This is a genomic window from Aeromonas sp. MR7 (assembly GCF_963899385.1).
In the GTDB taxonomy this organism is placed as follows: Bacteria; Pseudomonadota; Gammaproteobacteria; order Enterobacterales; family Aeromonadaceae; genus Aeromonas; species Aeromonas bestiarum.
The window spans coordinates 302,881-328,210 of record NZ_CAWQXH010000021.1 but is presented as its reverse complement, the minus strand read 5'-3'; the positions used below and the strand labels follow the sequence as shown (position 1 = coordinate 328,210).

The 25,330-nt window shown below is 59.6% G+C and carries 25 protein-coding genes; 23 read left to right on the top strand and 2 right to left on the bottom strand.

From position 1 onward, the window contains the following. Positions 1-104: 104 nt before the first annotated feature. Positions 105-1,001 (top strand): DNA-binding transcriptional regulator OxyR, encoded by an 897-nt coding sequence (oxyR, locus tag AACW87_RS13280; protein ID WP_241325180.1) that lies wholly within the window; start codon positions 105-107, stop codon positions 999-1,001. Between the two features lie 64 nt (positions 1,002-1,065). On the opposite strand, the gene AACW87_RS13275 is transcribed toward oxyR, so the two are convergent. Further along, the gene (locus AACW87_RS13275) at positions 1,066-3,555 is read right to left on the bottom strand and encodes a penicillin-binding protein 1A (protein WP_241325179.1); all 2,490 of its coding nucleotides are present in this window, start codon (positions 3,553-3,555) and stop codon (positions 1,066-1,068) included. Between the two features lie 285 nt (positions 3,556-3,840). Here AACW87_RS13275 and tapM point away from each other — a divergent pair, with 285 nt between their 5' ends. From tapM to AACW87_RS13170, 21 genes are all read left to right on the top strand, one after another. Further along, complete coding sequence (gene tapM, locus AACW87_RS13270) at positions 3,841-4,914, top strand: PilM family type IVa pilus assembly protein TapM (protein ID WP_241325178.1); 1,074 nt, start codon at positions 3,841-3,843, stop codon at positions 4,912-4,914. Next, positions 4,902-5,480 carry a PilN family type IV pilus biogenesis protein TapN gene (tapN, locus tag AACW87_RS13265; RefSeq protein ID WP_043135670.1) on the top strand — a complete coding sequence of 193 codons (579 nt, stop codon included), beginning with the start codon at positions 4,902-4,904 and terminating at the stop codon, positions 5,478-5,480. The genes tapM and tapN overlap by 13 nt, the downstream gene beginning before the upstream one ends. Further along, positions 5,477-6,076 carry a PilO family type IV pilus biogenesis protein TapO gene (gene tapO / locus AACW87_RS13260; protein ID WP_103470993.1) on the top strand — a complete coding sequence of 200 codons (600 nt, stop codon included), beginning with the start codon at positions 5,477-5,479 and terminating at the stop codon, positions 6,074-6,076. The genes tapN and tapO overlap by 4 nt, the downstream gene beginning before the upstream one ends. Further along, positions 6,073-6,603: a pilus assembly protein PilP gene (locus AACW87_RS13255; RefSeq protein ID WP_241325177.1), complete on the top strand. Its 531-nt coding sequence runs from the start codon at positions 6,073-6,075 to the stop codon at positions 6,601-6,603. The genes tapO and AACW87_RS13255 overlap by 4 nt, the downstream gene beginning before the upstream one ends. Before the next feature lie 15 nt (positions 6,604-6,618). Next, positions 6,619-8,817: a type IV pilus secretin PilQ gene (locus AACW87_RS13250; protein WP_043135665.1), complete on the top strand. Its 2,199-nt coding sequence runs from the start codon at positions 6,619-6,621 to the stop codon at positions 8,815-8,817. Positions 8,818-9,008: 191 nt separating this feature from the next. Beyond that, positions 9,009-9,527: a shikimate kinase AroK gene (gene aroK, locus AACW87_RS13245; protein ID WP_005298388.1), complete on the top strand. Its 519-nt coding sequence runs from the start codon at positions 9,009-9,011 to the stop codon at positions 9,525-9,527. Positions 9,528-9,541: 14 nt separating this feature from the next. Beyond that, entirely contained in the window at positions 9,542-10,621 is a 1,080-nt protein-coding gene (gene aroB, locus AACW87_RS13240) for a 3-dehydroquinate synthase (RefSeq protein ID WP_241325176.1), read from the top strand. Next, complete coding sequence (locus tag AACW87_RS13235) at positions 10,614-12,215, top strand: SPOR domain-containing protein (protein ID WP_241325175.1); 1,602 nt, start codon at positions 10,614-10,616, stop codon at positions 12,213-12,215. Before aroB ends, AACW87_RS13235 begins: the two co-directional genes overlap by 8 nt. Before the next feature lie 70 nt (positions 12,216-12,285). Next, on the top strand, positions 12,286-13,158 hold the full coding sequence (locus AACW87_RS13230; RefSeq protein WP_241325174.1) for a Dam family site-specific DNA-(adenine-N6)-methyltransferase: 873 nt from the start codon (positions 12,286-12,288) through the stop codon (positions 13,156-13,158). Between the two features lie 435 nt (positions 13,159-13,593). Beyond that, positions 13,594-14,268 carry a ribulose-phosphate 3-epimerase gene (rpe, locus tag AACW87_RS13225; RefSeq protein ID WP_108536660.1) on the top strand — a complete coding sequence of 225 codons (675 nt, stop codon included), beginning with the start codon at positions 13,594-13,596 and terminating at the stop codon, positions 14,266-14,268. Then, on the top strand, positions 14,255-14,926 hold the full coding sequence (locus tag AACW87_RS13220; protein WP_241325173.1) for a phosphoglycolate phosphatase: 672 nt from the start codon (positions 14,255-14,257) through the stop codon (positions 14,924-14,926). Before rpe ends, AACW87_RS13220 begins: the two co-directional genes overlap by 14 nt. 39 nt (positions 14,927-14,965) lie before the next feature. Further along, entirely contained in the window at positions 14,966-15,970 is a 1,005-nt protein-coding gene (gene trpS / locus AACW87_RS13215; RefSeq protein WP_042867712.1) for a tryptophan--tRNA ligase, read from the top strand. A gap of 123 nt (positions 15,971-16,093) precedes the next feature. Next, a complete protein-coding gene (locus tag AACW87_RS13210; RefSeq protein WP_042867714.1) occupies positions 16,094-16,309 on the top strand; it encodes a hypothetical protein in 216 nt (71 codons plus the stop codon). Positions 16,310-16,330: 21 nt separating this feature from the next. Further along, a complete protein-coding gene (locus tag AACW87_RS13205; protein ID WP_241325172.1) occupies positions 16,331-16,912 on the top strand; it encodes an aminodeoxychorismate synthase component II in 582 nt (193 codons plus the stop codon). Between the two features lie 277 nt (positions 16,913-17,189). Beyond that, complete coding sequence (locus tag AACW87_RS13200; RefSeq protein ID WP_241278504.1) at positions 17,190-18,407, top strand: aspartate aminotransferase family protein; 1,218 nt, start codon at positions 17,190-17,192, stop codon at positions 18,405-18,407. A 75-nt stretch (positions 18,408-18,482) separates the two neighbouring features. Then, positions 18,483-19,502: an arginine N-succinyltransferase gene (gene astA, locus AACW87_RS13195; protein WP_042867721.1), complete on the top strand. Its 1,020-nt coding sequence runs from the start codon at positions 18,483-18,485 to the stop codon at positions 19,500-19,502. Positions 19,503-19,573: 71 nt separating this feature from the next. Further along, positions 19,574-21,043: a succinylglutamate-semialdehyde dehydrogenase gene (gene astD / locus AACW87_RS13190; protein ID WP_241325171.1), complete on the top strand. Its 1,470-nt coding sequence runs from the start codon at positions 19,574-19,576 to the stop codon at positions 21,041-21,043. Between the two features lie 263 nt (positions 21,044-21,306). After that, positions 21,307-22,104 (top strand): DUF1338 domain-containing protein, encoded by a 798-nt coding sequence (locus AACW87_RS13185; RefSeq protein ID WP_219591097.1) that lies wholly within the window; start codon positions 21,307-21,309, stop codon positions 22,102-22,104. 185 nt (positions 22,105-22,289) lie between these two features. After that, positions 22,290-22,550, top strand: coding sequence for a hypothetical protein (locus AACW87_RS13180; RefSeq protein ID WP_043555167.1), 261 nt, complete (start codon positions 22,290-22,292; stop codon positions 22,548-22,550). 81 nt (positions 22,551-22,631) lie between these two features. Next, positions 22,632-22,883 carry a hypothetical protein gene (locus tag AACW87_RS13175; protein WP_241325170.1) on the top strand — a complete coding sequence of 84 codons (252 nt, stop codon included), beginning with the start codon at positions 22,632-22,634 and terminating at the stop codon, positions 22,881-22,883. Next, entirely contained in the window at positions 22,883-23,098 is a 216-nt protein-coding gene (locus tag AACW87_RS13170) for a hypothetical protein (RefSeq protein ID WP_241325169.1), read from the top strand. The genes AACW87_RS13175 and AACW87_RS13170 overlap by 1 nt, the downstream gene beginning before the upstream one ends. A gap of 7 nt (positions 23,099-23,105) precedes the next feature. Here AACW87_RS13170 and AACW87_RS13165 read toward each other — a convergent pair whose 3' ends face one another. After that, on the bottom strand, positions 23,106-23,702 hold the full coding sequence (locus tag AACW87_RS13165; protein ID WP_241325168.1) for an HAD family hydrolase: 597 nt from the start codon (positions 23,700-23,702) through the stop codon (positions 23,106-23,108). 185 nt (positions 23,703-23,887) lie between these two features. Here AACW87_RS13165 and AACW87_RS13160 point away from each other — a divergent pair, with 185 nt between their 5' ends. Then, positions 23,888-25,252, top strand: coding sequence for an MDR family MFS transporter (locus AACW87_RS13160; RefSeq protein WP_241325167.1), 1,365 nt, complete (start codon positions 23,888-23,890; stop codon positions 25,250-25,252). Positions 25,253-25,330 lie beyond the last annotated feature (78 nt).

Sequence of the window (25,330 nt, the reverse complement as noted above, 5' to 3'; positions counted from 1 at the left end):
GTTTTTCCATCTACCCCTCTTTTTCCATTTAGTCACCATCCCTTGTCCCTCCAGTCTTTCTTGGGCATGCTAATGGCCCAATTGGTTGGCAGGATTCTGGATGTATGAACCTTCGCGATCTCGAGTATTTGGTGGCATTGGAAGAGGAGAAGCACTTTCGCAAGGCGGCGGAGCGCTGCTTCGTCAGCCAGCCGACCCTGAGCGGCCAGCTGCGCAAGCTGGAGGACGAGCTGGGGGTGATCCTGATCGAGCGCACCTCCCGCAAGGTGCTGTTTACCCCGGCCGGTGACGCCATGGCCCATCAGGCCCGCAAGGTGCTAAAAGAGGTGCGTGAGCTCAAGAGCATAGGCCAGCACTTCGCCGAACCCATGTCCGGCGAGATCCATATCGGTTTCATTCCCACCGTCGGCCCCTATCTGCTGCCCCACATCATCCAGGATCTGCGCGAGCATTTTCCCAAGCTGGAGTTCTATCTCTATGAGGAGCAGACCCAGGTGCTGCTCAAGCGGCTGGAGGAAGGGGAGCTGGACTGTCTCATCCTCGCCGAACTTGAGGGTATGGAAGGGTTTGGCTCGATTCCCCTCTATCAGGAGCCCATGTGGCTGGCGGTACCGCAGCATCACCCGGAAGCCAGGGCCAAGTCGGTACCGCTCAGCAATCTCAAGGGCAAGAAACTGCTGATGCTGGCCGATGGCCACTGTCTGCGGGATCAGGCGATGGGGTTCTGCTTCGCCGCGGGTATCGGTGAGGATCAGCGCTTCAAGGGCACCAGCCTGGAGACGTTGCGCAACATGGTGGCCGCGGGCAGCGGCATGACGCTGGTGCCCAAACTGGCCGTGCCTGCCAATGCGGAGGAAGGAGGCGTCAGCTATCGCCCCGTGATCGACCCGGTGCCGGGCCGTGCCATCTCGTTGCTCTATCGCCACTACTCGGTACGCAGGCCCTGCTTCAACGAGCTGGCTGTCCGCATCTCCAGCCTGATGAAGAGCCTGCTCGGCTGATATTTCCGAAGCAGAAAAAGAAAACCGGCGCCAAGGCGCCGGTTTTTTTATCTTGAGCTGTCGCTTAGAAGATATCGTCGGTAGAGACGGGTCCGTCAGTGGGCGAGCCGTCGCCGCCATACACCTGATTGCCGTCCGAGCTCTGGGTCGCATAGCGGGTCGGCTCAGTGCCTTCCTTGAAGAACTCCTCAGTGCTGCTGCCATCGGTGCGATTGGTCAGCAGACCGGTCTCGCGATCTACCCGTACCGTGATGATCCCCTCGGGTACCGGCATCTTGCGCTCGGGCACCTGCTTGAGCGCCGTCTTCATGAAGTCGATCCAGATAGGCTGGGCTGCGCCGCCGCCGAACTCGGCCCGGCCAAGACCCCGCTGGTGGTTGTCAAAACCTATCCAGGAGGTGGCGACCAGGTTCGGCGTGTAACCGGAGAACCAGGCATCACGGGATTCGTTGGTGGTTCCCGTCTTGCCGGAGATGTCGTGACGCTTGAGGTCGCGAGCCGCCCGCCAGCCGGTACCGCGCCAGCCGTTGCCACCCCAGATGGCGGTGGTCAGGGTATCCGTGACCAGGAAGGTGCTCTGGGCACTGATGGTCTGCGGTGCCATGTTGTTGGGCACGACAGGATCGATCGGACACTGGGCCTTCCAGTCGCCGCCGGTATTGGCGTAGGCATCGGCACTGTCGAGACCGGCCGCGGCCAGCACGCCGCAATCACGACAGGCGGCGGCAGGGTTGGCCTGATACAGGGGCTCCCCGAAGCTGTCGGTCACGTCCGTGATGAAATAGGGGGTCACCTGGAAGCCGCCGTTGGCCATGACGGAATAACCGCGCACCACTTCCAGCGGGGTGAATTCGGCGGCGCCCAGCGCCAGCGATTCATTGCGGGATATGGTGTCGCGTGCGAACCCGAAGCGGGTCAGGCCGTCGATATAGGTATCCAGACCGATGGCGCGCATCAGTCGCACCGACATCACGTTCTTGGACTTGGCAAGACCGAGCCGCAGCGAGGTGGGACCTTCGTAGATGGCCGGGGAGTTCTTGGGCTGCCACATGGGGCCCTTGGAGGGGTCCCACTGGTTGATCGGCGCATCATTGATGAGGGAGGCCAGGGTATAGCCCTGCTCCAGCGCGGTGGCATAGAGGAAGGGCTTGATGTTGGAGCCTATCTGACGGCGCGCCTGATCGACCCGGTTGAATTTGGACAGCTCGAAGCTGAAGCCGCCGACCAGGGCCTCGATGGCACCATCCTGCGGGTTCATGGCCACCAGGGCTGCGTTGACCTCGGGGATCTGGGAGAGCAGCAGCTCTTCACCCTTCTCCCGCACCCAGATTTGGGCGCCGACTTTCAGCATGTCGCGGGCGGAGCGGGGGGCGAAACCCTGGCGATCATCGGTGATGAAGGCGCGAGCCCATTTGATGCCGTTCCAGCCGAGTTCTGCCTGCTTGCCATTTTTCAGCACCAGGGTCGCACTCTTGTCACCCAGCTTGGTGACCACGGCGGCCATCAGAGGCTCGTAAGTGGGCTGCTTGGCCAGGTGCGCCATGATCTGGTCGTAATCCCAGTCGGCTTCTCCCACTTTCCACAGCTGGGCTGTCGTGCCACGGTAGCCATGACGGGTATCGTAGTCGAACACGCCATCCAGCAGGGCCAGACGGGCGGCACGCTGGCGCTTGGCAGTAACCGTGGTGTAGACGTGCAGGCCCATGGTGTAGGCGTCTTCACCAAACTGCTCCACCATCTTCTGGCGCACCATCTCCCCCAAATAAGGGGCATTGAGGGTGATCTCGGCGCCGTGATAGCGGGCCTTGATCGGCATCTTGGAGGCCTCGTCATACTGGGCCTGGGTGATCTTGCCGGTTTCCAGCATGCGACCCAGCACTACGTTGCGGCGGGCGAAGGCACGCTCCGGTGAACGGATCGGGTTCAACATGGACGGCGCCTTGGGCAGGCCGGCTATGATGGCGATCTCGTCCAGGGTCAGGTCTTTGACCTCTTTGCCGAAGTAGACCTGAGCGGCGGCACCTATCCCGAACGCGCGGTAACCGAGCGGTATCTTGTTGAGGTAGAGCTGCAGTATCTCGTCCTTGGAGAGATTCTGCTCGATACGCCAGGCCAGGAACACTTCCTTGACCTTGCGCACTATGGTCTTCTCATTGCTCAGGAAGAAGTTGCGGGCGACCTGCTGGGTGATGGTACTGGCGCCCTGACGGGCATGGCCGGAGACGGCCCAGACGGTGGCGGCTCGAATGATACCGATCGGGTCTATGCCCGGGTGCTCATAGAAGCGGGCATCCTCGGTCGCGAGCACGGCATCTATCATGGACTGGGGAATTTCATCCAGACGCAGCGGGATGCGACGAATTTCGCCAAATTGGGAGATCAATTCCCCATCCCGGCTGTACACCTTCATCGGGGTGGCCAGCTTGACGTCGCGCAGCGCGGTCACATCGGGCAACTGGGGCTTGATGTAGAAGTAGATGCCGATGAGGCTGGCAACACCCAGCACTGCACCCAGCATCATGACAATAAACAGGCGTACGAGCCATTTCAGCATGGAAGAACTACCAATCGTCTTAAAATTAGCCAACGGGCGCAGAGTATAGCCCTTTTGCCTCCGGGAATTCGAGGTTTTCCTGTCAGCAGTCAGGCTCCTCGAGAAGAGGCGGGAGGTTAGCATTCTGCGGCTCAATAACCAAGGGGAGGCGGGGGCGGCAAGAAAGCGAGATGCATCACTTTTCGGTGTAAACTTTATGACATTGATAGATAGAGCATTTAGGATGAGTTAAGTCATCATCATCTGATTAGCTGTCCTACAATCAATCCTAAAACCCAATAACGCATGGATGTGTATATGTTTGGGCTATTCAATAAAGGTTCCCTGCTTCCTCTGGCGGGTATTGATTTTGGGAGCCAGACCATCAAGGCTGTCACTATCACCGGGCGCCCCGGCAAGCTGCATTTTGAATCTGTGGCCGAAGTGGCGACCCCCAAGGGCACCCTGGTCGATTATCAGCTGCAGGATATCGAACGGGTCAGCCAGTCTCTCAAGGCCCTCAAGCGCCTCATCTCTGGCAACAGCCAGTACGTGGCGACGGCCGTCACCGGTTCCAATGTGATCACCAAAGTCATTCAGGTTGATGCCAGCCTGGGTGAGAACGAGCTGGAAAATCAGGTCCAGATGGAGGCCGAACAGCTCATCCCCTTCCCCCTCGATGAAGTGAGCCTGGATTTTGAGATCCTCGGCAAGGTCAATGATCAGGATCGCCAGGAGGTGCTGCTGAGCGCCGCCCGTACCGAGAGCGTGAGCGGTCGGGTCACGGCACTGGCCGAAGCCGAGATGACCACCAAGGTAGTGGACGTGGGGGCTCATGCGCTGGGCCGCGCCGTCCTCGCCTGTCTGCCCGATTTGCTTGCCTGGGAAAAGCCGGTTGGCGTTATCGATATCGGTGCCAGTGCCATGACCTTTGCCGCCCTAGTCAAGGGCGAGGTGATCTACTCCCGTCTGCAGAATTTCGGCGGTGATCAATACAGCCAGGCATTGGCCTCTTTCTACAACCTATCGCTGGACGATGCAGAGCAGGCCAAGCTGCAGGGCAAATTGCCGGTTGATTACGAGCTGGATGTGCTGCTGCCTCACATTAATGCCTTGCTGCAGCAAGTCAGGCGCAACGTTCAGCTGTTTTGCAGCTCCTCCGGATACAGGGAGCTCTCCAAGCTGGTGCTGACTGGCGGTGGCAGCCTGCTACCCGGGCTGGTCGCCCAGGTCGGCAATGAACTCAATTGTGAAGTATTGCATCCCGATCCCTTCGCCCTGTTTGGCAAACCCAAAGGGGAGGGGGGGCTTGCCCATGGTGCCAAGTACATGACGGCGCTGGGTCTGGCATTGAGGAGCTTCACGCCATGTCAAATATAAACCTACTCCCCTGGCGCGAAGCCAGAGCTCAGCGACAGAAGAAACAGTTCGGGGTCATGCTCGGGATTTTCCTGGCGATCACCGCTTCCCTCGGCTTTGCCGCCGACTGGCTGGTGGAGCAGCAGATCAGTCATCAACAGCAGCGCAATCAACGCTTGCAGCAGGAGATGACCATACTCGACGCACAGCTCGGCGAGATCCGCTTGCTCAAAGAGAGGCGCAAGGAGCTGATCGATCGCATGCAACTGATCGAGCATCTGCAGATGCGTCGCAATCTGCCGGTTCGGCTGTTCAACCAGTTGCCCTCGCTGGTGCCCAATGGTGTGTATCTGAACACGCTGGCCTTGCAAGACAACCGGATCGACGTCAACGGCAAGACCGAGGCCTATGGCCGGGTTGCCAGCATGATGCGACGCATCGATGGCTCCGGCTGGCTGGGGCAGTCACAGATCAGCACGATTTTTGCGGCCGACGTTGCGCCTGTCTCGCTGAGCCAGTTCTCCATGATGTTCCAGGTCGCAGCTGCGGCTGGCGCCACCGTCGATGCGGTTAAGGGGCAAGAATGAACCTGCAACAGCTCAATGAACTGGATCTCAACAACATTGCCGGCTGGCCCAAGTTGGCCAAGGGCATTTTCATCCTGTTTTTCTGTGCCTTGCTGGGCGGCGCCATCTATTACTACGTGATTGCGCATTCATTGACCTTGTTGACCCAGGAAACCAACAAGGAGGCTGAACTGAAGGCGCAGTTCGAGAGCAAGGCGATGCTGGCGGCCAATCTGGGCGCATACAAGATACAGATGGTGCAGCTTGAGCAGTTGGTCGATACCCAGCTCAAACAGTTACCCAATACGCACGAAGTGGCCGGCTTGCTGGACGATATCAGCTTCATTGCGACCGACAATGGTCTCAAATTGAATCGCATCAACTGGGAGCCCGAGATAAAGCACGAGTTTTCCACCGAACTGCCCATGCGGATCGAGGTGGTGGGCACCTACCATGAGATTGGCAAGTTCACGGCCGACATGGCGGCGCTGCCGCGGATCGTCATCCTGGAGTCGTTCACCCTGGGTCAGAGCAAGGAGCCGGACGAGATGATCGGCATGTCGATGCTGGCCAAGACCTACAAGTACAACGGCAAGACAGTGGGGCAGAAAAAATGAGAATGATCTGCGTACTGTTGCCCGTCTGTCTGCTGACAGCCTGCGGTGGGCAGGATGACATGGACAACTATGTGGCTCAGACCAAGGCCAGACAGCCTGTGCCTATCGAGCCGCTGCCTGAAATCAAACCATTTTCGCCCATGGCCTATCACCTCAGCGATCAGCGCAGCCCCTTCATTGCGCCCCAGCCAGAGGCCAGCAGCGCCAAGGTGGATTCCAAGGTGAAACCGAATTGTGCCCAGATAGTTGCCAACAGAGAGAAGGAAGTGTTGGAGAGCTATTCACTGGCCAGCCTGATCATGCAGGGCTCGCTCGGCAAGCAGGGCCAGTTGTGGGCCTTGATCCGGACGCCGGATGGCCAATCCGTCCGGGTGGGTCTCAACCAACATATGGGACTGGATCAGGGTCGGGTGATCAGGATCACTGATACTTACGTGGATTTGATTGAGACTATACCGGATGGCAAAGGATGCTGGGTCACCAGAGAAACCCAGTTGGGCATGGCCAATCTTGAAGCAAAACGATAATCAGGGATGACTGCGATGAGAACAACAATCGGGACTGTAACCAGAGTTGCCCTGCTGTTTTGCGCCGGAGCATGGAGCCAGGCCTGGGCTGTGGCCACCTTGCAAGAGGTGAAGGTGAATCCGCTGATGGCCGACCAGCTGTTGCTGGAGTTGAGCTTCAGTGAACCGGTAAGCGGTTTTACCGACCGGCTATCCTATGAGCCCAATCAGCTGTTGCTGCATGTGCCGGGAGCCGTGGGGGCACTCAATGTCAATCCGCTGCCCATCAAGCAGCAGGGTGTTGATAACCTCAAGGTCGAGGGCAAGGGCGCCGGGCTCGACATCAAGATAGCGCTCGATCAATTGACCCCTTATCAGGTGCACCAGCAGGGCAACAAGTTGCTGGTCGCTCTGGGAGAAAAGGCAACCATGCCGCTGCCGGCTTCGACCCAGTCAGCTGGCATGGTCTCATCACCAGCGGCGTCGCCCGCCTTTGTCAATCCTCAACCTGTGGCGCAATCAGCCCTGATTAACACCCAGCTGGTTGCCCAGTCAGCCCCGGTGGCAGCGCCAGTGGCCAGTAAACCCGTCTTGCCTGCGGCTCAGACCGGAGCGAGCGGCGCCTATTTCAACTCCGTCAAGGGGGTGGACTTCAGACGTGGCAAGGAGGGGCAGGGGGAGTTTCTGGTCACGCTGGACAACAGCTCGGCGGCAGTCGATGTCAGCAGCCGTGGCCAGACTGTGCTGGCCAAGTTCCATGGTACCAGGGTGCCGGACGACCTGCTCAATCTGATCAATGTGCAGGACTTTGCCACCCCCGTCTCCCAGGTAGAGGTGTTCCGTCAGGGCAATGACACCCTGTTCGAGCTCTCCATCAACGGCCAGTTTGATTATCGCTACGATCAGGCGGACAAGACGTTCATCGTCGAGGTGAAAAAACGCACCGCGGTGACAGCTGGCAAGCAGTATCAGGGCAAGCCGATTTCGCTGAACTTCCAGGACATCCCGGTGCGCACCGTGCTGCAGCTCATCGCTGATTTCAACAACCTCAACCTGGTCACCACGGACTCGGTGTCGGGCAATATCACGCTGCGGCTCGATGGCGTGCCCTGGGAGCAGGCACTCGACATCATCTTGAAGGTGCGGGGTCTCGACAAGCGGCTGGATAACAACATTCTGCTGGTGGCGCCGGCCGAAGAGATAGCCGCTCGCGAGAAACAGCAGCTGGAGAGCCGCAATCAGGTCGCCGATCTGGCACCGCTTTATACCGAGTATCTGCAGATCAACTATGCCAAGGCATCCGAGGTGGCGGCGCTGCTCTCGTCCGAAAGCACCAAGCTGCTCTCTTCCAAGGGGGCCGTGAGTGTCGATGAACGGACCAACGTGCTGGTGGTCAAGGACACGGCAGATGTCATCAGCAACATCAAGCGCATGCTGGACATTCTGGATATTCCGGTCAAACAGGTGGTGATCGAAGCGCGCATGGTGACCATAGATGATGGTTTCGACGAGGCGCTCGGGGTGCGTTGGGGGGTGACCAAGAACGATGGTCACGGCAACAGCACATCGGGTTCCATCGAAGGCAACGACGGCTCCGGCAATAACAACGGCGGTTCGGCCATCACCCGTCCCGGGGTGGATGACAGATTGAACGTCAATCTGCCGGTGACCAATGCCGCTGGCACCCTGGCATTCCAGGTGGCCCGCCTGGCGGATGGCACCCTGCTGGACCTCGAGCTGTCGGCGCTGGAAAAAGAGAGCAAGGCCGAAATCATCGCCAGCCCCCGTGTTACCACGGCCAACCAGAAACCGGCGCTGATCGAGCAGGGGACCGAGATCCCCTATGTGGAGTCCTCCTCCAGTGGTGCCACCTCGGTCACCTTCAAGAAGGCAGTATTGAGCCTCAAGGTCACACCGCAAATCACGCCGGACAACCGGGTGATCCTGGATCTGACCGTGACCCAGGACACCAAGGGTGAGACGGTACCAACCGGTACTGGCGATGCCGTCTCCATCAATGCCCAGTCCATCACCACCCAGGTGCTGGTCAACAATGGCGAGACTCTGGTGCTTGGCGGTATCTATCAACAGACCATCAAGAGCGACGTCAGCAAGGTGCCTCTGCTCGGTGATATCCCGGGTCTTGGCGTGTTGTTTCGCAAGACAACCAGCGAGAATAAAAAGCGGGAATTGCTGATTTTCGTGACGCCGAAGATAGTCACCGACGCCTTCTGAATGCTTTACATGTGAGGGTAAAACACATATAACCTTACGCCCCAATGAGGCTGGGGCGTAAGGGCTGCGGTTGCCAGTCCCGATTTCTATTGAGATAATCCCCCTCCTGATCCATCGCAAGACAAGGTTCATAGGTACCCCGATCGAGTGTTTGTCGGGGTCGTACAGTTTGTAATTACTAATGAAAAGACATGGCTGAGAAACGCAATATTTTCCTGATAGGTCCCATGGGTGCGGGCAAGAGCACCATAGGTAGACATCTGGCAGAACAACTGCATATGGAGTTTTTCGACTCAGATCATGAGATTGAGCGCCGCAGTGGTGCCGATATCGGCTGGGTGTTCGATGTTGAAGGCGAAGAGGGTTTCCGGATCCGCGAAGAGAAGGTCATAGGCGACCTTTCAGAACAGCAGGGTATCGTGCTGGCGACGGGTGGCGGTGCCATCAAGAGCCGTGAAACACGGAACAAGCTCTCTGCTCGCGGTATCGTGGTGTACCTCGAAACAACGATTGAAAAGCAGCTGGCGCGCACACAAAGAGACAAGCGCCGCCCACTGCTGCAAACCGAAGAGCCGCCGCGCGAAGTACTCGAGCGTCTGGCACAAGAGCGCAATGCGCTGTATGAAGAAGTGGCTGACTTTGTCATCCAGACAGATGATCAGAGCGCTAAAGTTGTTGCTAATCAAATTGTTAAGTTGATTGGCATGTAATCTAGAGGACGTCCATGGAAAGGTTGAAGGTCGAACTGGGTGAACGCAGTTATCCCATCGAGATAGCGGCGGGTCTGTTGCAGCATACAGAGGTGCTGACACAAACCATCAAGGGCAAGCGGGTCATGATAGTGACCAATACCGTTGTCGCACCCTTGTATCTTGAGCGGATTATCCAGTTGCTGTCCGGTTTTCAGGTAGAACACCTGATCCTGCCGGACGGTGAGGCCTACAAGACCCTGGCAACCTTCGAGCGGATCATGTCTGCTCTGCTGGAAACCAACCATGGTCGGGACACTACACTGATCGCCCTGGGGGGCGGTGTGATAGGGGATGTTGTCGGCTTTGCTGCGGCAAGCTACCAACGTGGCATTCCTTTTATTCAAGTGCCTACCACACTGCTCTCCCAGGTTGATTCCTCCGTCGGCGGCAAGACCGCCGTCAATCATCCCCTCGGCAAGAACATGATTGGTGCCTTCTATCAGCCCAAGCATGTGGTCATCGACACCGAATGCCTCAAGACCCTGCCTGCCCGTGAATTTGCCGCCGGCATGGCCGAGGTCATCAAGTACGGCATCATCTGGGACGCCGAATTCTTCTCCTGGCTCGAAACCAACATGTCCCGTCTGCAGGCGCTGGAACCGGCTGCTCTGGCGTATGCCATTCGTCGCTGCTGCGAGATCAAGGCCGATGTGGTGGGGCAGGACGAGACAGAGCACGGTGTGCGTGCCCTGTTGAACCTGGGCCACACCTTTGGTCACGCCATCGAGGCCGAGAAAGGCTATGGCAACTGGCTGCACGGCGAAGCCGTTGCCGCAGGCATGATGCTGGCTGCATTCACGGCCGAGGCGCGTGGCGAGCTGGATAACCGGCAGGTCGCCCGTATTCGCGATCTGCTGCTGGCCGCCAATCTGCCCATCCAGGCACCGGCCGAGATGGATTTCGATGCCTTCATTCGCCATATGCGGCGTGACAAGAAGGTACTGGAAGGCAAACTGCGACTGGTGCTGCCAGTCGGTATCGGTCATGCACAGGTGGTGGCCGATGTCTCTGATGCTGAATTGTTGGCGGTGATCGAGTCTGGTCGTGAGTAATAATAAACTGCTTAAGCTTCCTTCCCAGCGGCAGCTGGTTGACCGGCTGCTGCACCTGATTGAATTCAATCACCCCTTTATTTTCCTCTGTGGCAAGCACGGCAGTGGTCGCGGCACCCTGTGTGAATCTCTGCTCGGCGCCCTGCCCGAAAAAGTACGGGTCGTGAGCCTGATTGGCAGCTCAGCCATGAAGATGGCGGACGTGCGCCAGTTGCTGTTGCCGCAGGTGGTGGCAAGGCCGTTGTTCAATCCACAGGATGCGCTGGCCGACAGCTTCTTTCGCATGCTGGAAGGCAAACCTGCCACCCTGCTGTTGCTGATCGAACGCGCCGACGAGTTGCCCGCCGAGCTGGTCGGCGAGCTGTGGAGCCTCTGTCGTCACAACGATACCCTGTCCGTGCCCCATCAGCTGGCCATAGTGCTCTCCGGCAGTGACGTCTGGTGTCGCAACCAGAAGGCGCAGCTGAAAGGGCGGGCCATGCCTGCACTGGAGCTGGAAGTCGCGCCACTGAGCGCGCCAGAGCAACGTATCTTCTTGTATGAGAAAGCCAAAGAGCTCAAGATCCCGACAGCCCTCTTGCCCAAGCTGAAAGTGGAAGAGATCCTGAAAGCGGCAAATGGACATCCGTCCACCATCATGCAGTTACTGGAGGATATCATGACCGACAGAAGGCCCAAGAAGCGTCAGGCCGAGTTGCCCGTCAAGAAGATTGCGACCGTGCTGGCACTGGTTGCCGCCGGTTTACTGGCCCTGAGCTATCTGCTGCCAGCCCTGTTCAACGGTGAGAGCAAGAGCACTGCGCTGGAACCTGCGCAAACCACCGCCTTTCCTATTCCCGTGTCGGGTGGGGATCCGCTGACCATAGGCGGCAGTAACACCAGCCAGAATGGCAATCAGAACGCAACCCATGATGGTGGCGCTGGCAATTCTGGCGGTGTGGTGCGCGATTGGCAGCCGGATGCCAAGGTGCTGCCCAAGGCGGTCGAGAGCGAGACTGTGACCACGGAATCGACCAACTACGAGGGACGCCGGGTGGTGATCTCAGATGAAGTGGTCGAGAAACTGATGAAGCAGCCCGATGTCAGCGGTGCCTTGCCCACGGCTGTGGTGGATGAGCTGACCGGTGCCGGTTCCCAGGCCGTTGCGACTCAGGTTGCCCAGGCTCAGAATGCATCGACTCAGGGCCTGCTTGCCAAGCCGACCCCTGCGCCCAAGACCCAGAGTACCTCGGTTGCAACCAAACCGGCGGCCAAGCCAGCCGCGGTTGAACCCGTGGCGGCACCCTCACCCAAGGTGGTATTGACGCCGGCGGCGACCCTGAACAAGAAGCCCAGGAATCATTACAGCGTCCAGCTGATGGGGGCGAGCAACACCAAGGCCGTCGACAAGTTCGTGGCCGAGCATGCGCTGGCCGGCAATATCTGGGTTTACAAAACCCAGTTCCGTGGCAGCCCCTGGTACGTGGTACTGCAAGGGGATTATGCCAACGCCGCCCAGGCCAAGGCCGCCATTCGCAAGCTCTCGCCCGCCCTGCTCAAGGGTCAGCCCTGGCCCAAGTCGTTTGCTCAGGTACAAAAAGAGTTGAAGCAATAGCCATTGCGCCCGGTAAGGGGGTAGAATCGTCCCCCTTTTTTGGTCGATGCCTTCTTAACACCGGATTTCCATGAAAAAAACACGCGCTTTTTTAAAATGGGCCGGGGGAAAATACTCCCTGGTTGAAGAGATTGCCGAGCGCTTGCCGGCCGGGCGTGTGTTGCTGGAGCCCTTCGTCGGGGCCGGGTCCGTGTTTCTCAACACCGACTACGACGCCTATGTGCTCAACGACATCAATCCGGATCTGATCTGCCTTTACAACCATCTCAAGCTGACGCCTGACCGATTCATCGCCGAGGCGCGCAAGTTGTTTGTGGCCGAGCACAACCACAAGGCGGCCTACTATCGGCTGCGTACCCAGTTCAACCAGACCGAGACCACCTTCGAGCGGGCGCTGCTGTTCCTGTTTCTCAACCGTCACGGTTTCAATGGTTTGTGTCGCTATAACAAGAAGGGTGGCTTCAATGTGCCATTCGGTTCCTACAAGAAGCCCTACTTCCCGGAGAAAGAGCTGTGGGCTTTTGCCGAGAAGGCGCAGAAGGCGACCTTCATCTGCGAAAGCTACGCCGATGCCATCAAGCGTGCCGAACCGGACTGGGTGATCTACTGCGATCCTCCCTATGCGCCGCTCTCCACCACGGCGAGTTTCACTACCTATTCCGCAGGTGGCTTCACGCTGGATGATCAGGCCGTACTGGCGCGGCTGGCCCGTCACACGGCGGCCCGCAAGGGGGTGCCCGTGCTCATCAGCAACCACGACATAGAGCTGACCCGCGAGCTCTATCGTGGTGCGCGACTGGACGAGATCCTGGTCAAGCGCACCATCAGCCGCAACGGCGGCAGCCGCAACAAGGTGGCCGAGCTGCTGGCGCTCTATCCGCCTGGTATCGAGCCGGAGCAGGGTTACTACCCCAGCGACGCCGAGCTTGTCTCACTCGGCTGACCTTCTGGCGGCACCTTTGGGTGCCGCCGTTGTTTCTGCCCGTCGCTATCCTTGTGTTCGCATCGTTTTAGCCGGATATGGGCGGTAAAGCTGCGGGCCCGTTTTTTCCTCCCCGTGTATGAGGCGTTTTTATCGGATATGAGCAGTAAAGCCGCGGCCCATTTTTTCCTCCCTGTGTATGGGGTGTTTTCATCGGATATGGGCGGTAAAGCCGCAGGCCCGTTTTTTCCTCCCCGTGTATGGGGTGTTTTCATCGGATATGGGCGGTAAAGCGGGCGGCCCGTTTTTTCCTCCCCGTGTATGAGGCGTTTTTATCGGATATGGGCGGTAAAGCTGGCGGCCCATTTTTTCCTCCCCGCGTTCGGGTCGTTTTCATCGGATATTTGCGGTAAAATTGCGCCGCTTTTTCTGCCCGCTAGCCAATGGATGACGCTGATGAAAGACTTTCTGATTGCCCCCTCGATCCTTTCCGCCGATTTCGCCCGTCTGGGCGATGATGTCGCCAGGGTGCTGACCGCCGGTGCCGACGTGGTGCATTTCGACGTGATGGACAACCACTATGTCCCCAACCTGACCATAGGCCCCATGGTCTGTCAGGCGCTGCGCGACTATGGCATAGAGGCGCTCATCGATGTGCACCTGATGGTCAAGCCGGTGGATCGCATAGTCCCGGACTTCGCCAAGGCGGGCGCCAATCTGATCACCTTCCACCCGGAAGCGTCCGATCACGTGGATCGCACCCTGGGTCTCATCAAGGAGCAGGGCTGTCAGGCGGGTCTGGTGTTGAACCCGGCGACGCCGCTCACCTGCCTCGAGTATGTGATGGACAAGCTGGATGTGATCCTGCTGATGTCGGTCAACCCGGGCTTCGGTGGCCAGAGCTTCATCCCCGGCACCCTCGACAAGCTGCGCCAGGTGCGTCGCCTGATCGACGAGAGTGGCCGTGACATTCGTCTCGAGATCGACGGCGGCGTCAAGGTCGACAACATTCGCGAGATAGCACAAGCCGGTGCCGACATGTTCGTGGCCGGTTCTGCCATCTTCAGCCAGCCGGACTACAAGGCAGTGATCGACCGTATGCGCGCGGAGCTTGCCCATGTTGAACGCTGAGCGTGATTTTGATCTGGTGCTGTTCGATCTGGACGGCACCCTGATCGACAGCGCCCCTCAACTGGCGCTGGCGGTCAACCGTACCCTCACCGAGCTGGGACTGGCCGAGGCCGACGAGGCCGTGGTGCGTACCTGGGTCGGCAATGGCGCCGACAAGCTGATCCAGCGCGCGCTGGATTACCGCGAGGCTTCCGAGCTGTTTGCCGCCAGGGCGCGCCCCCTGTTCGATCGGCATTATCAGGCCTGTCTGCTGGAAGGGCTGGCCATGTATGACGGGGTGGAGCAGAGTCTGCGCCGCCTGCAGAAGCTCGGTTACAAACAGGCCGTGGTGACCAACAAGCCGAGTCACTTCGTGCAGCCCATCCTGGATGCCCTCGGCATCGGCGACTGTTTCGCGCTCTGGCTGGGCGGCAACTGCGTGCCCGTTAAAAAACCCAGCCCGGATCCGCTGCTGCACGCCTGCCACGAGCTGGGCGTCAGCCCGTTGCGCACCCTGATGGTGGGCGACTCCGAGAATGACGTGCTGGCCGCTCAGGCCGCCGGCATGAAGGTGGTGGGACTGACCTACGGCTATAACTACGGCCGCCCCATCGCAGATTCCCGCCCGGACTGGGTATGCGAGCAGTTTGCCCAGCTCGATGCGCTGCTGGCCGAATAAGGCTGCTGGGCTGGCCGAATAACAAGGATTAACACTCTCATGACTAAACCAATCGTACTGAGCGGGGCCCAACCGTCGGGCCAGCTGACCATAGGCAACTACCTGGGGGCCCTGCGTCAGTGGGTCAACATGCAGGATGATTTCGACTGCCTCTACTGCATCGTCGACCTGCACGCCATCACCACCCGCCAGGAGCCGGCTGCCCTGCGCAAGGCGTGTCTCGATGCCGCCGCCCTCTATCTGGCGGTGGGAATCGATCCGGCCAAGAGCACCGTCTTCATCCAGTCTCACGTGCCACAGCACGCCGAGCTGGGCTGGATCCTGAACTGCTACACCCAGATGGGCGAGCTGTCGCGCATGACCCAGTTCAAGGACAAGTCCGCCCGTTTCGAGAACAACGTCAACGTCGGCCTGTTCGGCTATCCGGTGCTGATGGCTGCCGATATCCTGCTCTATCAGGCCAATCAGGTGCCGGTCGGCAACGATCAGAAGCAGCATCTGGAGCTGACTCGCGACATCTGCACCCGGTTCAACAACCTGCACGGCGAGGTGTTCACTCTGCCCGAGCCCTTCATCCCCACCGACGGGGCGCGGGTGATGAGCCTGCAGGATCCGACCAAGAAGATGTCCAAATCTGACGACAACGAGGCCAACTTCATCGGCCTGCTGGAAGATCCCAAGCAGATCGTCAAGAAGATCAAGCGGGCGGTAACCGACTCCGACGAACCGGCCGTGGTGCGCTTCGATCCGGAAAACAAGCCGGGTGTCTCCAATCTGCTGACCCTGATGTCCGGGGTGACGGGGCGCTCCATCCCGGAGCTGGAGCAGCACTTCGAAGGCAAGATGTACGGTCACCTCAAGACCGAGACTGCCGAGGCCGTGGTCGCCTTGCTGGAACCCATCCAGGCGCGCTTCCGCGAGCTGCGTCAGGATGAGGCTCATCTGCAAACAATTTTGGCGGCAGGTGCACAAAAGGCACGTGAAAGGGCTGAAAAAACCCTGACCAGCGTATATGATGTAGTCGGCTTCGTTCCTCGAGCCTGACATACTGGGAAGGTGTAGTAGAAGAGAGCTGGGTATTTGCCTGGCTTTCTTTGTTTTACCCGACCAGCTATTCATTAATTCATCTTCCAATTTCAAACGCGGGCTTCTGCCCCAAGAGTAAGCATGTCTGTCGAATCCAATACCATGATTGAAGAGCTGGGCGACAAGGGTCACTGGCTGCGTAAATTTCGCAAGGCCAAGAACCTCAATACCCTGCAGCTGATGGTCTCCAACGCCATCGACAAATACCACAAGACCCCTGCCATCGCCGCCGCCATCTATCTGGCCGAGTGTCAGCGCGAGCGCGAAATGGAACAGGGTCGTTATCTGGATCGTTGATTCTCTGTTTCTGGTTACCCCATGCTGTTGCTGATCGATAACTACGACTCCTTTACCTGGAACCTGGTGCAGTATTTTGGCGCCCTGGGACAAGAGGTGGTGGTGAAGCGCAATGATGAACTGACGCTGGACGCCATAGCGCAGCTCTCCCCCCGTTATCTGGTGATCTCTCCCGGCCCCTGCACCCCCAATGAGGCGGGCATTTCCCTTGCTGCCATCAGCCGATTTGCCGGCCAGCTTCCCATTCTGGGCGTCTGTCTCGGCCATCAATCCCTGGCGCAGGCTTTCGGGGCCCGGGTGGTGCGCGCCCGTCAGGTGATGCATGGCAAGATGTCGCTCATCCGCCATCAGGGGCAGGGTGTATTTCGCGGTCTGAACGACCCGCTGCGGGTCACCCGTTATCATTCGCTGATCGTGGATCAGGGCACATTGCCCGACTGTTTCGAGATCACCGCCTGGAGCGAGCACGCCGATGGCTCCTTTGACGAGATCATGGGCCTGCGCCACAAGCAGTTGAATATAGAGGGGGTTCAGTTCCATCCGGAGAGCATTTTGAGCGAACAGGGCCACCAATTGCTGGCCAATTTTTTAGCAAGTTCCTGAAGAGTTGTGATCGGCCTCCCAGAATCGAAATGAGGCCAAAAATATTTTCCCTGACACTTTATTCACCTCCCTCCCTGTCCAAATTATCTCTTGCCAATACCCCCTGAGCCGTTATGCAATGCGGTTGCCTAAAATCTCACAGGCAATCGAACATTGTTCCCTGTAACTCGCTTTGTTGCAGACTTTTAGCTTTTTTTCTGTGACAATGCCGATGTGTTTACATGGATTTAACTTTTGGGCGGTGGATTATTCTGTCGCCAGATCGAAGGAGAGCAATATGTCAGAGTTGTTGGCAGTGACACGTGAAGTGTTTGATGAAGTGATGGTTCCCAACTATGCGCCCGCCAAGATCATCCCGGTGCGTGGTGAAGGGTCACGTGTCTGGGATCAGGAAGGCCGTGAGTATGTCGATTTTGCCGGCGGGATTGCCGTCAATGGCCTCGGCCATTGTCATCCCAAGCTGGTCGAAGCCCTGAAAACCCAGGGTGAGAAGCTGTGGCACCTTTCCAACGTGATGACCAACGAGCCGGCTCTGCGTCTGGCCAAGAAGCTGGTTGCCGCCACCTTTGCCGACAAGGTCTATTTCTGCAACTCGGGCGCCGAAGCCAACGAGGCGGCCCTCAAGCTGGCCCGTCGTTACGCCATCGAGAAGTTCGGGGAGCACAAGACCCAGATCATCGCCTTCCATCAGGGTTTCCACGGTCGTACCTTCTTTACCGTCAGCGTCGGTGGCCAGGCCGCCTACTCCGATGGTTTCGGTCCCAAGCCCGCGGATATCACCCATGTGACTTACAACGATCTGGCGGAGCTGGCTGCCGTCATCTCCGACAATACCTGCGCCGTGGTGATGGAGCCGCTGCAAGGGGAGGGGGGCATCATTCGTCCGACCGACGAGTTTGCCAAGGGCGTGCGCGAGCTGTGCGACAAGCACAATGCCCTGCTGGTCTATGACGAGGTGCAATCCGGGGTCGGCCGTACTGGCGATCTGTTTGCCTACATGGGTCTGGGCGTCACGCCTGACATCCTCACCAGCGCCAAGGCGCTCGGCGGCGGCTTCCCCATCGGTGCCATGCTGACCACCAACGAGATCGCGGCTCACCTGAAAGTGGGTACTCACGGTTCCACCTACGGCGGCAACCCGCTGGCGTGCGCCGTGGCCGAGGCGGTGATCGACGTGGTCAACACCCCGGAAGTGCTGAGCGGCATCAAGCACCGCGAGCAGCTGTTCCGCGCCGGGCTCGACGCCATCAATGCCAAGTACCACTGCTTCAGCGAAGTGCGTGGCAAGGGCCTGTTGCTCGGCGCCGTGCTGAACGACGACTACAAGGGCCGTTCCCGTGACTTCCTGCTGGCCTCCATCGATCAGGGGCTGATGGCACTGGTCGCGGGTACCAACGTGGTGCGTTTCGCTCCGTCCCTGGTTATCCCGGAAGCGGACATCAAGGAAGGGCTGGCCCGGTTCGAAAAAGCGGTTGCCCAGGTGGTTAACGCCTGATCCAAATTGAGGTGGGGAGCCCTCCCGGCAGGAGCCGGGACCCCACCTGTCGTCAATGAAAGGGAGTTGTCATTTATGTTGGTTATCCGTCCCATCGAGCAAAAAGATTTTGCCGGTCTCAAGACCTGTGCCATCGAATCCGGCACCGGCATGACCTCGTTGCCCGTCAACGATGAACTGCTGCAGCGCAAGATAGATGCCTCGACCCAGACCTTCTCGGACAAACCGGCAGGTAAGGGTGATTGCCTCTACTTCTTCGTGGCTGAGGATCTGGAGACCGGCGAAATGGTCGGTACCTGTGCCATCGATGCGGCCGTGGGCCTGTCCCAGCCGTTCTACAACTATCACATCGGCAAGGTGGTCCACTCTTCCCCCAAGCTCGGCATCTACAACGTGGTCGAGACGCTCACCCTGTCCAATGACTACACAGGCAATTCCGAACTCTGCACCCTGTTTCTGCGTGAATGCGCCCGCGAGGGGCTCAACGGCCGTCTGCTCTCCAAGCACCGTTTCCTGTTCATGGCCGAACATCCCGAGCTGTTCGACGATACCGTCTTTGCCGAGATGCGTGGCGTCTCCGATGGCAATGGTCACAGCCCCTTCTACGAGTGGCTGCAAAAGCATTTCTTCTCGATGGATTTTCCCACCGTCGACTATCTCACCGGCATCGGCAAGAAGCGCTTCATCGCCGAGCTGATGCCCAAGTATCCCATCTACGTCAACCTGCTGAGCAACGAGGCGCGCGCCGTCATCGGTCAGACCCACGAGAAGACCCGCCCGGCCATCAAGATGCTGCAGGATGAAGGCTTCGTGAACCGGGGCTATGTCGACATCTTTGATGCCGGCCCCACCGTCGAGTGTGACGTGAAGAATATCCGCAGCGTGCGCCGCAGCCAGAAGTTGCGGGTGCTGATCGGCGAACCCATAGGTGGCAAGATCCACCTGGTCTGCAATACCCGCTACGAGCACTACCGTGCCTGCTACGGCAATATCCGGGTCGATCTGGACAAGCACGAGGCCATCATTCCGCCCAAGATGGCGACGGCACTCAAGGTGCAAGATGGCGACATGGTACGGGCCGTCGATCTCGATTGAGCCGTATTGGCAGTAAAACCGCATATGAAACAGGCAGCCAAGGCTGCTTGCGAACAACAGGGAGTGAATGGATGAGCCAGTTAGTACAACTGATAGACGGTCAATGGCTTGCCGGTGAAGGCAAGCCATTCGAGTCAAGGGATCCGGCGAAGAACGAGGTGATCTGGCAAGGGGGCGCCGCCAGCGCCGCCCAGGTGGATGCCGCCGTCAAGGCCGCCCGCAGCGCCTTCTACCATTGGTCTGATATGAGCCTGGAGGCGCGTCTTGCCATAGTGCGCCGTTACGCCGAGCAGCTCGGCGAGCACAAGGAGGCGCTGGCGCTGACCATAGCCCGCGAAACCGGCAAACCGCTGTGGGAGACCCGCACCGAAGTGGCCGCCATGCAGGGCAAGATCGCCATCTCCATCCGCGCCCATGACGAGCGCACCGGCACGGTCGAAAACCCCATGCCGGGCGCCAAGGCGTTCGTGCGCCACAAGCCCCACGGCGTGGTCGCGGTATTCGGCCCCTACAACTTCCCGGGCCATCTGCCGAACGGTCATATAGTGCCTGCACTGATCGCCGGCAATGCCGTGGTGTTCAAGCCTTCCGAACTGACCCCCATGGTGGCCGAGGCCATGCTGAAGATCTGGCAGGAGGCGGGGCTGCCCAAGGGCGTGCTCAACCTGGTGCAGGGCGAGGTGGAGACAGGCAAGGCGCTGGCGGGCAATCCGGATATCGACGGTCTCTTCTTCACCGGTTCGTCCCGTACCGGCCACTTCCTGCATCAGCAGTTTGCCGGTCAGCCCGGCAAGATCCTGGCGCTGGAGATGGGCGGCAACAACCCGCTCATCGTCAAGGATGTGAGCGATATTGACGGCGCAGTTCACGCCATAGTGCAGTCCGCCTTCATCACCTCCGGTCAGCGCTGCACCTGCTCGCGCCGTCTGTTTGTCGAGCGCGGCGCCCGGGGCGATGCCCTGGTCAAGCGTCTGGTGGAGGTGGTCGGCCAGATCAAGGTCGGCCTCTATGACGCCGCCGAACAACCCTTTATGGGCGCCATGATCAGCGAGCGAGCTGCGCTCGGCATGGTTGAGGCGCAAGCCAAGCTGCAAGGGCTGGGTGGCGAGAGTCTGCTCACCCTCCAGCACCTGGAAGCGGGCACCGGCTTCGTCTCCCCGGGCATCATAGATGTCACTGCTGTGAGCGCGCTGCCGGACGAAGAGTACTTCGGCCCGCTGCTGCAGCTCATTCGTTACGACGATTTCGATGCCGCCATCGATCAGGGCAACGCCACCAGCTTCGGCCTATCGGCCGGCCTGCTGGGTGACCGCGAGGCGGACTGGCAGCACTTCTTCAAGCGGATCCGCGCCGGTATCGTCAACTGGAACAAGCCCATCACGGGCGCCTCCAGCGCCGCGCCGTTTGGCGGCATAGGTGCCTCCGGCAACCACAGGGCGAGTGCCTACTACGCCGCCGACTACTGTGCTTACCCGGTTGCCTCCGTCGAGGACAGCAAGGCAGCCATGCCGGATCAGTTGTCTCCGGGTTTGACCTTTTAATCGTGAATGGGGATCTTGATGCAGCAGGAGAGGGGCCAATGCCGCCGACTGCTGTGCTATATCCCCGGTTGCCTCGGTCGAGGACAGCAAGGCAGCCATGCCGGATCAGCTGTCTCCGGGGTTGACCTTTTAACAAGGAAGAGGCCGGCAGCAAGGCCGCCACGGCTGACACTGTCTCCTCTACGCTGAGCGCTGATAACAAAAAAATAAAAGGGGCACTGAACAGGTGCCCTTGTCTGTACCCGCAATCAAAGGAAAGAGAGATGCAAAAGGATATCGACACCCTGTTCGGTCACTTGTGGGATAACTACATTCAAGTCACCCCGAGTGCCCTCAAGGTCCACACCCTGCTGGGTGGCGGCGAGCCCATCGTCAACGATCATGTGGCGTTTCGCACCTACAACCTGCCCAAATTGGGCCTCGAGAAGTTGGCCGCCCACTTCCTGGCGCTCGGCTACGAGCAGAAGGGCGAGTACGTGTTCAAGGCCAAGAAGCTCTACGCCAAGCACTTCGAACACAAGGATCCGGATGCTCCCAAGGTGTTCATCAGCGAGCTGAAAGTGGAAGAGCTCTCCGAGGCTGCCCAGGCCATCATTCACAAGCTGGCGGATCAGGTACCCGACCACCTGACCGATACCCAGGCATTCCTCTACACGGGCGCCCCCTGGCAGGTCTCCTGGGATGATTACCAGACCCTGCTGGCGGAGAGTGAGTACGCAGCCTGGATGGCGGCCTGGGGTTATCGTGCCAATCACTTCACGGTCAACATCAATCGCCTCAAGCAGTTCGATACCATCCAACAGGTCAACGCCGCCCTCAAGGCGGCCGGCTTCGTGCTCAACGGCGTGGGTGGCGAGGTGAAAGGGGACCCGCAGGTGATGCTGGAGCAATCCTCCACCATGGCCGACAAGGCGGATGTGCCCTTCAGCGACGGGGTGCGCACCATTCCGAGCTGCTTCTACGAGTTCGCCCTGCGCTACCCGCAGGCCGACGGCGTGCTCTATCCGGGCTTCGTCGAAGCCTCGGCCGACAAGATCTTCGAATCCACCAACGCCATGTAACGGCGATGGTTGAAAAAAACGCCCCGCGAGGGGCGTTTTTTTATGGGTTTTACGCAGGCCTGACGCCCCCTTTACCCCGCCTTGACCCTGCTTTTCCTGATTTTTCGCTAGCATGAAACCGCCCGCTTGAGCGGGCCATCGCCGCCCTCTGGCGGTGGATGTCGCGCGTTATTCGGAGTCATGCCATGAAGAGTGTTCTGCCCCTGTTGTTATTCCTCGCCACTGCCACCGCCATGGCGGCCGATCAGGGCAGTCGCACCCCGCCCAAGCCGCCTCGCGAGATGTCGGCCGAGATGAAGGCGGCCTTTGAGAGCTGCAAGGAGAGTGGCAAACCGGGGGAGGCCGCGTTTGACAGCTGCATGGCCGAGCTGGGTTTTGCCAGACCGACGGGCGCCGCCCCTGGCGGCGACAAGGGGGAAGGGGAGGATGAGGTGACGGCAAACTGAGTGTGAGCTGGCTACCCATTCGGGGTGAGCCAGTTTGCAACCGCCGGTGTAGAGTGGGGGTCCAATGCCTCGGAGCCCGCCATGTCTCGCTATCACTTCTTCAAACAAGGTCAGTCATTTACCTATCTCGATACCTGGGTGGTCGGTTATGACGATGAGCGTCGCCAACTGGTCGAGCAGGGGTTTGTGACTGTCATTGCCCCCTCTTTTGCCGATACCCCGGCCGAGGCGCTGACATTGTTGCAGGATCATGAGGCGCTGGAAGAGGAGCGCAGGGTGCACAATCCGTGGTACACAGTCGCCGGCATTCTCGGCCTGCTGGGGATGAGCTGATGGCCCTGTCTGGCAAGGGGGCCGGCGTTGCCACGCTGCTGCGCTGGTCTGTCTTGAAAGGGCCGCTCTGTCGCGGCCTGTTCAGCGCCCTGTTTATCTATCTGGCGTCCCTGCCAGAGGATCTCTATTTCACTTTCCATTGGGAGATGGCCCTGGGCCTCTTCCTGCTCGCCTTCCTTGGCGGACTCTGGCAGCAGTGGCGGGCGCGTCGCTAACCTGGTCTCACACCCGCTGCAGTTCGCCTTCGGTGGCCAGCAGGGTGGTCATACCGCCGGCCTTGCCTGCCTGAATGCCGATCTGGGTATCTTCAAACACCAGGCAGTTGGCGGGGTTGGCGCCGAGCAGCTCGGCCACTTTCAGAAAGGTGTCGGGGTGGGGCTTGTGGTTGTCGATGTCGTCGGCGCTGACCAGCACAGAGATATAGGCATCCAGACCGGTGTTTTTCAGGATGTGCAGGGCGTGCTCGCGCGATGAGCCCGTGCCTATGCCCATGGGCACCTTGCCGTGGCAGCGCTTGACCAGTTCCCACATGGCGGGAAACACGCTGACCTTGTCGATATGCGCCAGATAGAGCGCCACCTTGCGTCGGGTGAAGGCATCCACATCGATCTCCTGCCCATGCTGCTCGGCCAGGATGGCGACTATCTTGCGGGTGGGAATGCCGCCGAATTCATTGAGCTGGGCGCGATCAAACGGCAGACCGAACTCGGCGCTGGTTGCCTCCCAGGCATCCAGATGCAGGGGCATGGAGTCCACCAGGGTGCCGTCCATATCGAAAATCAGGGCGTCGAATTGATCAAACCGGAACTGCTCGGACATGGGGCTGCTTCCTCTTGGGTGTAAAAGGGCAGACTATCAGAATGCAGGAGGCAGTGTCGCGACCGCCGTCATGGTTGCGGGCTGGCGGCGCCATGGCAGTGGTTTTGGCCATCGGCTGGTGATTTATGAGACAATAATAAGTTCTGCGCCGCAGATCCTGGCATTTCAAATTAGCGAGCCCCTATATGTCCCCAAAAACCATCTTCTCGAGCGTGGCCCTGGTGATCGCCCTGGGTTCACTGGAAAAGAGCATAGTCACCACCCCCTTGCCCATCATAGGCGCCGAGCTGAACGCCGGCGCCGCCCTCACCTGGGTAGTCACCGCCTACCTGCTGGCGGCCACCGCCGCCCTGCCCATTTACGGCAAGCTGAGCGACATGTTCGGCCGGGTACGCATGCTCAACATCGGCATAGGCCTGTTTCTGGCAGGCTCTGTGGCCTGCGGCCTGGCCCAGGATCTGCCGACCCTGCTGGCGGCCCGCGTGCTGCAGGGGCTGGGGGGCGGCGGCCTGATTGCGCTCGCCTTCACCGTCATCGCCGACAGCATACCGCCGCGGGAGGTGGGCAAGTATCAGGGCTACATCTCGGCCGTCTATGCGGTCTCCAGCATCGCCGGGCCCCTGCTCGGCGGCTACTTCACCGAACAGCTGAGCTGGCGCTGGATCTTCTGGATCAACCTGCCGCTCGGGGCGCTCGCGCTCTGGCTGGTGAACCGCAACCTGGGCCACCTCAATGTGCGCCGCCACAGTCGCTTCGACTGGAAGGGGGCGGCGCTGCTGATCACAGTCACCACGCTGAGCCTGCTGCTGCTCTCGCCCGAGACAGCCCTGCCTGCCATCTGGCTGGCGGCAGGACTGGCGATTGCCCTGCTGCTGCTGATCCTGGTGGAGCGGCGCGCCCATGACCCCATATTGCCTGCCCATCTGGTCCGGCTGCCCGGCTATCTGGTGAGCGTGCTGCTGGCGCTGGCCTCCCAGCTGCTGATGTTTGCCGTGCTGGTCTATCTGCCGTTGCAGATGCAGTGGCAGAAGGGGATGGGAGCCAGCGAGAGCGGTCTCTACATGGTGATCTTCATGGTCTGCATCACGGCGGGGGCCTTCATCGGCGGCAAGCTGATCGGCCGCACCGGTTACTACAAACGCTTCGTGGTGGTGGGCTTCGCCCTGTCGGCGCTGGCGCTGTGGCAGATCCATTTCGATGTCTGGGCCAATCTGGGGCTGGGCTTCGCCGGTCTGGGGCTGGGGTTGGTGCTGCCAGCGCTCTCCGTGGTGGTGCAAAATGCCCTGCCACGGGAAGATCGCGGCATCGGCATGTCGCTGTTCAACTTCGGCCGTGAGCTGGGGGGGGCGGTCGGGGTCGCCATCTGTTCCGTGCTGTTCCACTCCGCCCTGCCGGCGGGCACCAGCCACAACCTGGCCAGCCTGAGCCCGGCCGAGCTGGCTCCCGGTTTCAGTGCCACCTATATCGGCATGGCGCTGATCGCCACCGCCGCTTTCCTCATCACGCTGCTGGCGTTGAAACGCCACGAGCTGGCCAGCATCCACGCCTGATTAACCGCTGGCATGCAATAGCAAGAGGGCTCCCCGCGGGGAGCCCTCTTTGTTATCCGGTGTCACTGGTCGCCGGCA